Below are 13492 nucleotides of genomic sequence, written 5' to 3' on the forward strand. Positions count from 1 at the left end.
TACCGTATTGTTAGTTCAATTTTCTACACAATTGTTATCACACTAATTGTTCTTTACTCTGTAATACGCCACCTCGTGATATACCGGCATATAAAAACACCCACATAAATGCCAATGTATATTCTGGATTCCCGGCGAAGGAACCAATTAGTGCCACAAAAAATAAAACAATAGCGATATTACTTGTGATATCTTTGTCAGTTTTAATCATTTTATATATGTGGTATATAAAAATAAATAAAATAACAAACCCCAAGTTATTTATTAATGCGATAATTAAGGATGAAGCCCTCTCACTTCCTACACCAATACCGAACCCATATGAGTTAATGATATTTTCTATCGCGTTACTATTGGCAGCACCACGCATTAGACCTGAATCACTTGCTGATTTTTGTGCAGCATAGCTAGATAATATCTCAGAAATTGGCATTGCTCCAACTGCTAATATCATAGAGAGGAATGAGATATACATATAGTTACGTATCGTCTTCCTCACCATAATTATAAATATCACAGGTATAGAAATTAATATTGTAAAGAGTCCAGTTGTTGATAAGTTCAATAAAAATATTCCAAGTGTACATATTCCAATGAGTTTATATACCCAGTTCTTAGTACACAGAAGTGGTACAGCTAGCGAACCTATATATAACCCTGCTAAAGATGGTTCAGAAAATGTTCCAGCCGCACGAGCTTCATAAATCGCGGTAATTGAATAAGATGTATTATTAAATATCAACGGGGAAATTACGCTATATATTCCAGGGGTGAATTTCCATATCAAGCAGAAAGAGATAAACACAACTAATGTAAAGACTATACACTTCATAAAATACGCTCTGTCTATTTCATTTCTTCTATAATAGACAAAACCTAGCGTTAATATATGAAGTGATAGAATAATTAATTGGTTAATATTCGCGCCACTCCACCGTAATGGCACACCATGAGTGATAAAGTTAAGTTCAAAAGATTGCAATGATGAATATACACGGATGCCCGAGAAAAGATTTGCGGCCAAAAATGTATAACCCCAAACAATACCTATTAATAAAAATGACATCAAAACTGTTTTGTTTCTGAAACTTACAAAGCCTTTTCCTCCAAGTGGTAAAAACAGTCTTAATATAAAAAGTATTTCGATAAATGGGGCCAATGGCATATTCAATGGCCCGAATGCAAATGCTGAACTCGCCTGAAATATTGATGACAGAACAAGTAATAAAAGAAGCGGTTTATAGCCAAATGGGAAGAATACAATAGCTAAAACAATCCATATACCACCCCATATATCCATATTTCCACCTTTAATTATATAATATTTTTTTACAAGAGCAGTCTTTTAATATGCACCATCTTTTTTTAGCACAACACCGACCGTTTTAAATAGTATCGCTAAATCATTCCACATAGACCAGTTTTTTACATACCATGCATCAAGATATACTCTTGTATCATAATCAATATCACTACGACCACTTACTTGCCATAATCCTGTCATACCAGGTTTACTTAATAAATAATAATCTACCTCTTCATTATAGCGCTCAAGCTCAGCAGTAATAATTGGTCGCGGTCCCACTAAGCTCATCTCTCCCTTTAACACATTAAATAACTGTGGCAATTCATCCAGACTAGTTCGACGTAAAAATTGGCCAATCGGTGTTATACGAGGATCATTTTTTAATTTAAATGTTGCGTCCCATTCCTTTCTGGCTTCTGGATCAGATTGCAGCACCTGTTCTAAAACTTCTTTTGAATTAATAACCATTGAACGAAACTTTAGACATTTAAAAGCTTTTCCATTTTTACCAACGCGTTCATGCCCATATATCGCAGGACCACCATCTTTTTTTACCTTTAATGATATATACAATAATAGGGGCGAAAGCAGCACAATTATTCCAATTGATGCCAATATATCAAATGTTCTTTTAATAAATCTAGACGACCATTTTGCAAGGTTATGTTGCACGCGAAATATCATTACTTCATGGCTGAAAATAAATGACATATCGGTGCTATCCAGGGGCACACCTCGTAATGTCGGGATCACTGATACATATCTATATCCCTTTATCATCAATTGTCTTAGCCAATAATTACGAATATCCCCTTGATCAGATTCAACAGCCACAATAAATTGCATTTTCTTATTAATTGACGTTAGCCATTCTTCATTATGATACTCTACTGGGATACCATAAATTTTTTTGTCTAGTTCTGGTTTATTCTCGATTGATAAGAAACCGACAACTTTCAAACCCAGGTTATGTTCACTATTGATTGCTAAATATGCATCTTTCGCATTTTTTCCACAACCAATAATCCATGTTTCGCGTTGCCAGAAGCCCAAGCGATCCATTAACCATTTTGTACCAATTCTCGCAAACGGTACTGCGATAGCTGTAATCATCCAGGTAAGAAGCCATACATATCTCGAGAAATACCATTTCGCAAACGCCATTACTGCTAATTCAATTATTGCAAAAATGAGTAATGTTCTGAGGATTTCTTTAAGTTCAAACCAAAAGGTTTTTCTGTAAAAATAGTGTCGTAAACGTATTCCATACCATACGACACAACACAGACCTAATAACCAGTGTAAATACAGCCAACTTTCTAATTCTCTTGTTGGTACTCTAACATCGAAATCAGTCAGTACAAAAGATAATACAGCTAGTGATATATATAATGAGATAATAAAACTAATAAAATCGGATAATGCTAGCGATACACTAGAAACAATATTCCTCATGAAATACGTCATAATTCCCTCATATACTCATCATTTATGATATGAGTTATAGGGCCCTGTGGGAACAGGGCCAGTTTGATTATTTATTTTTTTGTTCTGAATATGAATATCCATAGTGGTTATAGCCATAACCATAATAGCTACTAGCTTTTCTGACTATGCCATTCAGAATACAACCTTTGACATTAATACCCGCCTGCTCGAAGCGCTTAACACTAACTGTAACCTCTTTCACTGAATCTTCTTCAAATCGAGTAACAAGTAAAGTTGTTCCAACATAATGTCCGATTATAGCGGCATCAGTCACAGCCAATATCGGCGGAGTATCGACAATCACAAGATCATATTTTTTTGATACTTCTTCCAGCAAGTGCTCCAATCGAGGATGCATTAATAACTCGGCCGGATTTGGAGGCACTTCACCACGTCCGATATAGTTGAATTCTTCGCCTGGAACCTTGCAAATCAGAGATTCTATGTCATTTTTCCCAGACAGGTAATCTGATAAGCCCTTTGTTTGCGATGAATTAAATAATTTATGAACATATCCTTTACGCATATCGGCATCAATAAACAAAACCTTCTGGCCAGTTTGCGAAATAATTGCTGCCAAGTTACTGCCAATAAATGTTTTCCCTGCATTTGGACTCGCACCGGAAATCATAAGAATATTGTTCTTAGCCTCCATCATTGCAAAATGCAAGCTTGTGCGTAAACCTCGAATTGCTTCTATGGCTAAATCTGCAGGATTTTCAGTTGCCAGTAACGTTCTGGTTTCTTGCTTACTACGAACACCAGTTTTCCTGTTTTTCTCTTTTAACGTTTCAGAGATCGGCACACTTGCATAAACGTTTATGCCAACCTCTTCTAATTGTTCTGGAGACTCTATACCACGACGTAAAAATACTCTCAGTAATATAATGCCCATCGAAGCAAAGAGGCCAATCACTACTCCAAGTATAACAACAATTAATTTTTTAGGCTTAACTTGTTTAGGTTGAGTAATGGCATTGTCAATTATTCTGACATTACCTATTGCACTCGATTTTGCGATATTCAGCTCTTGCTGTCGATTAAGTAATTGTAGATATACTGCACGGCCTGATTCAACGTCACGACTTAAACGTAATACTTCTTGTTGCGTTGAAGGCATCGTATTTACACGTTTATTAAGTTTTGCTTTCTCTTGTTGTAGTGTTTGTCTTTTCTCCATTAAGGCCTTATACGTCGGATGTTCATGCGTATAAAGCTGAGAGATTTCCGCTTCGCGGAATGTAAGTTGGTTTAATTGATTATCAACGTTAACAATCTGATCCAGAACTGACTTAGCTTCCATTGTCAAGTCTACAGAATCTTTTTGCCGACGATAATCGTTTAACTTATCTTCTGCGACATCTAACTCACCACGTACTTTCGGGAGTTGTTGATTTAGAAAATCCAGACTTTTTGCATCCTGCGCAGCTTGACGTTCAACGTTTTGGGCTAAATAATTCTGACTTATGCTATCCAGGATAGTTGATACTAATTCTTTATCCGTCCCGGTAAGTGTTAGGTTCAGAATTCCTGTATTTTTCCCTTGGTCCTCAACACTAAACGAATCTAATAAACTATTAATAGCCTGTAACCTGGACAAGTATGTAATAGTGAAATTAGTATCAGGTTTAGCCTCAATACCAGTCACTAACAGTGATATATCTTTATTTTCTAGAGGAACTCCTACCTTACCCTCGTAATGAAAGGTCTCAGACTCAACTATAAAGTGTTGTTGATCTTTAACTTGTAATGTTAATTCATTACCTGACTCTTCCACGGATGGCAGAATAAGATGTGCTATCTCAATTTTGCCAGGTTTTTCCCCTAATAGGCGTGCTAAACCGCTACCTATAACCGGAAAATAATCCTGTTCAACTCTTGACTGTAGGTTTAGATCATCAACTGTCTTTCCTAAAATCATTCGTGATTGCAGCAAAGCCATTTCCGGTGCTGATTGTGGTTGACTATCAGGCAACATCTGACTCAAGCTGTTCAAAATTGCATTTCCTTGCCTTTGCTCAACTTGAATCAAAGCATTTGCTTGATAGATTGGAGTGGCAAGTAATGCGTAGAGAAGAGCTAACAAGGTGAATATTGCTGTTACCGCAATAATTAGCTTGCGATAGTCTATTAATTCGCCTATCAACCGACCCAAATCAATTTCATCACCTTCGGCAGTGGGCGTTTTACCGTTAAGTTTCAAAGTCATGCAAAATATCCTGATTTTATCTTGTAAGTTTTTCAACCCAAAGCGCGCAGGCTTTTTCAATTAATCGATAGACGGATTCAAAAGCTTCGTCACTTTTTCTGTAAGGATCAGGAACCTCGCGCCCTCCAAGCCAATGACCAAGGAGCATGGTTTTTCCTCTGGCTTCAGGCGCAATATTACTTATTTGTTCTATATGTTGTTGTTCCATCACTAGTATTAACTGATACTTTCTTCCTAATGAACTGGTAAATTGAGTACCCAAATGGCCTTCTAAAGAAACCCCATACTTTTCAGCGATCCTTATAGCCGAAGCATCTGCAGGTTTATCAACTAACGCTCCGACACCAGCAGAGTCAACTTGCTTATCTGGCAGAGCGTTACGCAGTATCCGTTCAGCAATTGGTGAACGACATATGTTACCGGTACAAATTACGAGAATTGAGTCAAACATATTTATGGCCATGTTTTGATATAACGAGTAGTTTCGGTTATGTCATGCACACCAGAAATGGTTGGTACCAATTGAGATATTACACGGTTCCAGCGAACAAGCGGAGCGGTTGTAACATAGACAATATCATATGGTTGAAGTTGGAATTCAGTACCGAGAACCATTGCCGACGCATCTTGAGCATTAAGTTGATATATATTGGCGATCTTGCCTTCTTTATCACCTTTCAATTGACGAATAACAAATACACCTGTTGCATCACTTAATGCCTGAGACATCCCCTCAGCATTCCCGATTGCTTCAGCTAAGGTCATACCACTACGATCCATTTTCATGGTGCTCTGCTTTCCAACTTCGCCCATGACAAACACTTTCAAATCATCATTTCTTGGCACAAACAAGATATCACCAGGATATAGTAAATAGTTTTGTGTCAAGTCACCTTTTTGCATCAGTGCATATAGTGATATTTTTGTATCTTTACCATTATGGGTTAATACGACATTACGCCAATCAGCATCTGGAGCAAGTCCTCCTGCAGCATTAATCGCATCCATTACTGTTAATGGAATATTAGTGATCGGCTGTTGCCCTGACTTTAAAACTTCACCCGTTACGTACGCCTTTTGTGAACGAAATGCTGCGATACTGATGTCAACTTGTGGGCTTTCGATATACGTTGTCAAGCGAGATGATATGTCCTGGCGTACTTGGCTTAATGTTTTTCCTGCAACCTGGACTTTCCCTATATAAGGATAAAAAATGCTTCCATCAGCGTTGACCCAGTTACCCGTGTCGCTTGCGCTTCGATATTGACCTGCCGGGGTTGTCAATTCGGGATGATCCCATACTGTCACCATTAGTACATCACCCACGCCAATACGATATTCATAACTTTTTAATAGCGTATCGAGTTGTGGGTTTGAACGCGCGATAACAGGCGCCGGACGCAACTGATCAACTAAACCTGGAGTCATTGGATAAACATTTACCAACTTATCCAGATCATAATCACTGTCTGGTAACTCTACCACGTTCTTTCGAAGGCTATTCAACCCCTGACCTGGTAGTATCGTACAACCGGATAGAAACCCTATTGCCAACGCTAAAGCGGAAAACCTAATAATTTTTTTCTTCATAATGTCACATCATCAGTAAATCAAAAATGGCCACTTTTGCACAACTGACATAGCGATATGGTTTTAGTGGAATTATCAATTACTTAACACCATGCCGCTACCAATTGCTTGCTTATAAACTAAATGGAATCTCTATACCCGCACTAGCACCTACATCGTCGCTATCACTATTATCGGCATTGGTGTACCAAAGATTAGTACTTAACCGAACAGACCTATAAACATCTCCACTCCAGCCTAACTGAATTCCTTTTAATGTGTCTGAATGCGGGAACGCTTTATTAATTGACTGATCCTTTGGATTGACCTTCGCGTAAACAAGACGAGAGCTCCAGCGCTGATTATCTTCAGTCACCAACTCAACTTTGCCTGCAAACAACTGGCCATCTCCCCCCATCGCGTCACCAAGTGGATAGCCTTGCTGATAATAACCATCTTTATAGATGTGATGGGTATAACTGTAATTGGTGCGACTCATATTCGTACGGGTATCATGCGCTTCTACATACCAGTTAATCGCATCTTTACCCCAGCCGTGGTGGCCTTCAATACCACCAAGATACATATTCGCGGAAGGTAAGAATCCTGACTCATCTTCGCCAATCATTTGGCCATAGAAACTCACCGGCCAGCCCAGTGTAGGTTCGAGCTTAAACTTAAAATCAAAGCCGGCAAGTTGGTTGCCCGGTTCATTTGGATCGTTGGCTGAGGAGTTGTCTTTGCCCGTAAATCCATCCCAAAAACTGCTAAAGGATTCAGGTCGCCCTTCTCCCCCCCACTGCATTATACGTGAAGCGCCAAGCTCAAGTGATTGGAAAGGTGAGAAAGTAAGACGACCACCGAGGATCTTAGCGTGAGGCACGGCCGTATATTGATTCATCTGACTAGCGGAAATCTGATACTGCCACGGACCAATCCAGCGCAGCCACCATGTCTCAGGAGCAGCTTGCTCAGCACGTTGCATTAAAAAACCGGTCATCGGTCTGGCCGCATCGCCACGAATCAGGCTACCTTCATAACCAGGGCCCCACCACTGAGGCACCTGCCCGAATGATAACCACTGGTTCCAGAACTTGACTGCGCCATAAGCGCCGTTGGCATTAAAACGTGATCCATTGCTAATTCGCTCCCCGCCTTCGACATTCCCCTGTAGATGTACATCCCACCACTCACCGCTGTTGTTGAAGGCAAGAGACAAGGAGTTATCCGCTGGTTGACTTTGGCCAAATCCCTGCGGTGTTCCTGGTTGGTCAGTCGACGTATAGCCGCTTACGCGAAAATCCGCCTTCAAATTAGAAAGACGTTGATTGATGCGCGCAAGGACAACTTGTTCAGAGGAATATGAAGGTTTTGCTTTTTTCAGCGCTCGGGTAATTTCTTCCTGGCTGAGCGGCCAGGTGGAGAGACTTAGATGAATGACTCCGCGATCGGATAACCATGCCAGGTCGTTGCGAAGTTCATTATCATTTTGCACCAATCCTGCTGCATATACCTGCGAGCTAACTGATGCAACCAGACCCAAAGCAAGTGCGATACGAGCAATTTTTATCATTGTTCAAGTTCCATTTACGAGTCCCTTCCCACCAGGTGGGTACGGCAATGGGGATTTTTAAGAATCAGGAGCTTATGAGTTCGACAAGCCTTTTTTTACAACAGCGATCCATTGCCTCGATGGACAACTCCTCAAGCACGAGCGGTTTGCTGCAAACGGATGTGAACTTAACGCATTCATAATGTAAGCGATATTGGTTGCTAAGGCTACTTTCATGGCCTCAATAATGTGCACATGATCAGAAGTCTGACAACGTCGCTAAGCGTAGGATGAGTATTCAAAACGCTGGGTACCGTGAGTGTCAGGATACGCTACCGCCCTTGGCTTAACAGCTACCAACGCACTGTACTTCTAACCCAGCAATTTTCTTTACATTGACTGTTGGTGAATTAACCACAGCAATTATTTTTTACCGCCTCGAGTTTACGAGATTCTTCTCTTAATTGGGAGTATAAATTCAACCCTACAAAGCGGATAAAGCGATATTTTTCATTTTTACCGGCAAGGATTCATCTGTTAATAAGATTATTTAATGGAATCTCTCAGCAACCGGCCAGATTATTACCACTCAAAGCGCAACGCCTTGTAACCACATGATTTTAAAGGGATAAAAATAAAACCTTTGTTTAAGAAAAAAAATAACCATGCAGTAGTCAACTACAAAATATGATAGCTATCATTACCCACTTCTTTTTTGGGTTCCAGAACGACAACTCTGATTTCCGTTATTCTCTTTTCATTTAAGAATCATCTTACTCGTAATAACATGCTGAACCGTGCTTTCAGATAGTCTGTTACCATTATTATGTTTCACCATTATGAAAGTCACGATTCTAAAATCCCCTGTTATCGATGGACAAGCTATTTATCATACTAATCACTACAGCAGTTAATTTGTAAACTTATCGAACCAGTATGATTAATATATATGCTTATGTAGATCGGCTCTGGTGAATGGCTTCTCAAATGGTCCGATCATGGTTGCAACCTCGCCTAACAACGACTGCGTCGGCGCTTTAACCCCAGTGTTTAATAATATGAGCGGGATGATGACCACGCTCAACGCCCCCATCCATGAAATCTGCGCAGAGCGTGAGGCCGGCGTACGCCATTGCAACAGCAGAAAAGTCAAACTTCCGCAAGCGCCCAGGATAAATCCACTCACTACTTCAGATACCGAATGTGCATGAATCATCAAACGGGAATAACCAACAATGCCCGCAAGAACAAAGCCCAAAAGTACGGCCCCCCCGCGAAGGGATGATGAAGCACGGGAAGTTAACAGCCATATGAGTATTGGCCAAAATGCGGTAGAGAGCGCGGTATGTCCGCTGAAACCAGTAAAATCGATTTCACGTATGCCAATTCCCCAGCCCATAAAAGCCAGCTTTGAAATGCACACGACAGTTCCCGTAATCCCAAATAGCAACGCCCATTGCCAGGCCAGCGTCCGGGATGTTTTACGAAGTACCAGCACCGCGAACAGCACCACCGCGCTGGGCAGTAACACGGTACTATCGCCAAAAAAAGAGACAAATTGCCAGTTCATTTACGCTTCATCCTCTGACGATACATCCCTTTTCCCTGTACCTTATCCATGAATTCCTTATGGGCATATTCATCCATTAACATCACGTTTATATGCATACATCACCGTTGTTTAATGGCTAAACATGATCTCAGTCAAGTTTTATTTCGCATCTCTAACTGTGCTGCAGTGCGCTTGTTTAAGAAAGAGCGCACTAAACAACTATCAGTTAAGCAATTTTTTGACTCATCTGACCAAATGACAGCCCCACGCGCGACAATCACCGATAAGCCGTTACATCTACGTACTCAATAAGATTCAACTGAGATGAAAATTCTTCATTGCAATTAATGAACCGAATAAATAAGAATCTCGGTTTCATTTCAGTTGGATCTTATAATGCTGGCGTGGCTCTCAACATTGTGATGTCACCTGCACGCCAGCTCTCGCTCGTATTAACCGTTTAGTTTCACGCCAGCAGCTTTTTGATGCTCTCGCGGAATTTGGTTCCTTCTTTATGGTTACGTAAGCCGTAGCTTACAAACGCCTGCATGTAACCCATTTTTTTGCCGCAATCGTAGCTCTCGCCGGTCATCAACATGGCATCGACAGACTGTTTCTTCGCCAGGGCAGCAATAGCGTCCGTCAGTTGAATACGACCCCATGCGCCAGGTTCAGTACGCTCAAGTTCTTCCCAGATATCAGCGGATAGTACATAACGGCCAACGGCCATCAGGTCGGAGTCGAGCGTTTGCGGTTCGTCTGGTTTTTCAATAAATTCAACAATACGGCCAATCTCCCCTTCCACTTTCAAGCCATCTTTGGTTTGAATGACGGAATACTCGGAGAGATCGCCTGGCATACGTTTGGCCAGAACCTGGCTGCGCCCGGTTTCATTAAACCGCGCTACCATTGCCGCGAGGTTATAACGCAGTGGATCCGCGCTTGCGCCATCAAGAATGATATCCGGTAACACCACAACAAATGGATTATTGCCAACCGCCGGACGCGCACAGAGGATAGAGTGACCCAGGCCCAGTTGCTGACCTTGTCGAACGTTCATTATTGTTACACCTGGCGGACAAATCGCCTGCACTTCGGCTAATAGTTGGCGCTTAACACGTTGCTCCAGCAGCGCTTCCAGCTCATAAGAGGTATCGAAATGGTTTTCTACAGCATTCTTAGATGAATGGGTGACCAGCACAATTTCTTTGATTCCGGCGGCGACAATCTCATCGACGATATACTGAACCATCGGCTTATCAACGATCGGCAGCATCTCTTTCGGTATCGCTTTGGTCGCAGGCAACATATGCATCCCTAACCCTGCTACCGGAATAATTGCTTTCAAACTCACCATTATTTCATCCACCTATATGGTTATAAACTTTCGAATTTTTGTCAGAACGTTGATGTCACTGGCATTTGTTTGTGATGGTACAGCATCGTACCGTGCACGACTTTAACCAAAATCCTAAATTACTCTCTTAGTCCAAGAATACACGCAAAAAATGCTAGCTGACAGGTAGCTTTAAGAAAATTCTCACACTTTTGTCCTGGCCAATCGCCGCTTGAGGAAATAGAGCAAAAACAACGTTTAATACATTGTTATTTAACAATAATAATTGACAAACTCTCCTGATGATAAGCTACTGTCTTTGCGGATTTAACACCATCATTCTTAAAAATGACAGTGATGAGCCACTTCAGGAAAAGTCAAATCCCACGCGAAATAGCAATTTGCCGATAGTAATCAGTAAAATCGTCTAAACTTTGGACAAAAGCTTCTCTGACTAACCTTCTTACCCGCGGATTAACCCGTTGACCATCGCTGATACTGCTGCTTTTATGCAACAATGAGCCATCTTAAGGGTCTTATTAAACCCGAGTCCTGACAAGCTACGGAATTCAGTAGGAATATTCCCCTTAATACCATTTTGGTGAAAAATACGGCAATATTTTGGCATTGCCCGTAGTTAATAACTCTTCCTTATCCTTGCTATTACCGCACAGTAATTGCATGGATTTCTAATTAATTCCGAAACAGCCCAGATAGATCTTAAACGCCCGATATTTAACCATCGTTTATTACGTTATAACTTTCGTTTGTATCCCAACCCACTGCCCATTGCTACGATAAAACGTTGCATTTTACTTGGCGCTTATCCATGATCGGTAGATGATTCGATTAGGTTGTAAAGGTTCTTAGTGATTATGGAATGGATTGCCGATCCCTCAATCTGGGCTGGTCTCATTACGCTTGTGGTTATCGAACTGGTTCTGGGAATAGATAACCTGGTATTTATTGCGATCCTTGCCGAAAAGCTCCCCCCTGCTCAGCGCGATCGTGCACGCGTTACCGGTCTGTTGTTGGCAATGGTGATGCGTCTGGTTCTGCTGGCGTCAATTTCCTGGTTAGTCACCCTCACCACACCGCTCTTCAACTGGCATGACTTAAGCTTCAGCGCCCGTGATTTAATTATGTTATTCGGCGGGTTGTTCCTGTTGTTTAAAGCCACCGTAGAGCTTAACGAGCGGCTGGAAGGAAAAGACAGCAATAACCCCACCCAGCGTAAAGGCGCGAAGTTCTGGGGCGTGGTGACGCAAATAGTCGTGCTTGATGCCATTTTCTCGCTGGATTCGGTCATTACCGCAGTGGGTATGGTTGATCACCTGGCGGTGATGATGGCTGCGGTCATCATTGCCATTACGCTGATGCTAATGGCCAGCAAAGCTCTCACTCGCTTTGTCAACAGCCACCCCACGATCGTCATTCTGTGCCTGAGCTTTTTGCTGATGATCGGTTTTAGCCTGATTGCCGAAGGATTTGGCTTCCCAATCCCGAAAGGCTATCTGTATGCCGCCATCGGTTTCTCGGTAATGATCGAATCGTTCAACCAGTTAGCCATCTTCAATCGCCGACGCTTCCTCACAGCCAACCTCACCATGCGGCAGCGGACGACTGAGGCGGTGATGAATCTACTAAGCGGGCGTAAAGAGAACGCTGAGCTTGATGCTGAGACGGCAACCATGGTCGCCGACCAGGGAGAAAACCCGCTGTTTAATCCGCAGGAACGCTTAATGATTGAGCGCGTCCTGAATCTGAATCAACGCACCGTCAGCAGCATTATGACTTCACGTCATGATATCGAGCACATCGACTTAAGTGCGCCCGAAGAGGAAGTTCGCGCACTGCTGGAGAAAAACCAGCATACCCGAATTGTCGTCACCGGCGGCAACGACAATGAAGATCTTTTAGGAGTTGTTCATGTTATCGACTTGCTACAGCAGTCGTTACGAAATGAGCCGCTCGATTTACACATTTTGCTGCGCCAACCACTTATTTTCCCGGAGACCCTGCTGTTGCTCCCGGCGCTGGAGCAGTTCCGCCTGGCACGGACGCACTTTGCTTTTGTGGTCGACGAATTTGGCTCCGTTGAAGGGCTTGTAACCATCAGCGATGTTATGGAAACCATTGCGGGTAATCTGCCTAATGAAGTGGAAGAGATCGATGCTCGTCATGATATTCACAAAAACGCCGATGGTAGTTGGACTGCTAACGGCCATATGCCGCTGGAAGATCTGGTGCAGTACGTTCCGCTGCCGTTGGATGATAAGCGCGAGTACCACACGATTGCCGGGCTACTGATGGAGTATTTGCAGCATATTCCTGCCGCTGGCGAGGAAGTGAAAATCGGCGGTTATACCCTGCGTACACTGGAAGTTGAAAGCCATAGGGTGCAGAAAGTACAGATTATCCCGCCGGTTGAAGTAGAAGATGAATTAGATTATGAAGTGTGAATGAAGTTGAGGGCTCAG

9 protein-coding genes are annotated in these 13492 nt (G+C 42.0%); 1 reads left to right on the plus strand and 8 read right to left on the minus strand.

What is annotated here, in order from left to right:
- Positions 1 to 37: 37 nt before the first annotated feature.
- The 8 genes from ABLV17_RS12230 to galF all read right to left on the minus strand — a co-directional run bounded on the left by ABLV17_RS12230 (position 38) and on the right by galF (position 11033).
- Positions 38 to 1300 carry a hypothetical protein gene (locus ABLV17_RS12230; protein WP_087860446.1) on the minus strand — a complete coding sequence of 421 codons (1263 nt, stop codon included), beginning with the start codon at positions 1298 to 1300 and terminating at the stop codon, positions 38 to 40.
- 45 nt (positions 1301 to 1345) lie between these two features.
- Positions 1346 to 2773 (minus strand): undecaprenyl-phosphate galactose phosphotransferase WbaP, encoded by a 1428-nt coding sequence (gene wbaP / locus ABLV17_RS12235; RefSeq protein ID WP_213794948.1) that lies wholly within the window; start codon positions 2771 to 2773, stop codon positions 1346 to 1348.
- 67 nt (positions 2774 to 2840) lie between these two features.
- Entirely contained in the window at positions 2841 to 5003 is a 2163-nt protein-coding gene (locus tag ABLV17_RS12240; RefSeq protein WP_042895960.1) for a polysaccharide biosynthesis tyrosine autokinase, read from the minus strand.
- A 16-nt stretch (positions 5004 to 5019) separates the two neighbouring features.
- On the minus strand, positions 5020 to 5454 hold the full coding sequence (locus tag ABLV17_RS12245) for a protein-tyrosine-phosphatase (protein ID WP_042895957.1): 435 nt from the start codon (positions 5452 to 5454) through the stop codon (positions 5020 to 5022).
- 2 nt (positions 5455 to 5456) lie between these two features.
- Positions 5457 to 6593, minus strand: coding sequence for a polysaccharide export protein (locus ABLV17_RS12250; protein WP_042895953.1), 1137 nt, complete (start codon positions 6591 to 6593; stop codon positions 5457 to 5459).
- A 112-nt stretch (positions 6594 to 6705) separates the two neighbouring features.
- Positions 6706 to 8145 (minus strand): capsule assembly Wzi family protein, encoded by a 1440-nt coding sequence (locus tag ABLV17_RS12255; RefSeq protein ID WP_213794949.1) that lies wholly within the window; start codon positions 8143 to 8145, stop codon positions 6706 to 6708.
- A 919-nt stretch (positions 8146 to 9064) separates the two neighbouring features.
- Entirely contained in the window at positions 9065 to 9694 is a 630-nt protein-coding gene (locus ABLV17_RS12260) for a phosphatase PAP2 family protein (protein ID WP_113373489.1), read from the minus strand.
- 448 nt (positions 9695 to 10142) lie between these two features.
- Positions 10143 to 11033 (minus strand): UTP--glucose-1-phosphate uridylyltransferase GalF, encoded by an 891-nt coding sequence (gene galF, locus ABLV17_RS12265; RefSeq protein ID WP_015706060.1) that lies wholly within the window; start codon positions 11031 to 11033, stop codon positions 10143 to 10145.
- 854 nt (positions 11034 to 11887) lie between these two features.
- On the opposite strand from galF, the gene ABLV17_RS12270 reads away from it, so the two are divergent.
- A complete protein-coding gene (locus tag ABLV17_RS12270; protein WP_271031455.1) occupies positions 11888 to 13474 on the plus strand; it encodes a TerC family protein in 1587 nt (528 codons plus the stop codon).
- Positions 13475 to 13492 lie beyond the last annotated feature (18 nt).

The sequence above is a fragment of the Klebsiella sp. CN_Kp091 genome, from assembly GCF_040065095.1.
GTDB lineage: Bacteria > Pseudomonadota > Gammaproteobacteria > Enterobacterales > Enterobacteriaceae > Klebsiella > Klebsiella aerogenes.

Coding starts and splice junctions, on each gene's coding strand:
- galF (WP_015706060.1), bottom strand. CDS start 11,033: ATGGTGAGTTTGAAAGCAATTATTCCGGTAGCAGGGTTAGGGATGCAT.
- ABLV17_RS12270 (WP_271031455.1), top strand. CDS start 11,888: ATGGAATGGATTGCCGATCCCTCAATCTGGGCTGGTCTCATTACGCTT.
- wbaP (WP_213794948.1), bottom strand. CDS start 2,773: ATGACGTATTTCATGAGGAATATTGTTTCTAGTGTATCGCTAGCATTA.
- ABLV17_RS12255 (WP_213794949.1), bottom strand. CDS start 8,145: ATGATAAAAATTGCTCGTATCGCACTTGCTTTGGGTCTGGTTGCATCA.
- ABLV17_RS12230 (WP_087860446.1), bottom strand. CDS start 1,300: ATGGATATATGGGGTGGTATATGGATTGTTTTAGCTATTGTATTCTTC.
- ABLV17_RS12260 (WP_113373489.1), bottom strand. CDS start 9,694: ATGAACTGGCAATTTGTCTCTTTTTTTGGCGATAGTACCGTGTTACTG.
- ABLV17_RS12240 (WP_042895960.1), bottom strand. CDS start 5,003: ATGACTTTGAAACTTAACGGTAAAACGCCCACTGCCGAAGGTGATGAA.
- ABLV17_RS12250 (WP_042895953.1), bottom strand. CDS start 6,593: ATGAAGAAAAAAATTATTAGGTTTTCCGCTTTAGCGTTGGCAATAGGG.
- ABLV17_RS12245 (WP_042895957.1), bottom strand. CDS start 5,454: ATGTTTGACTCAATTCTCGTAATTTGTACCGGTAACATATGTCGTTCA.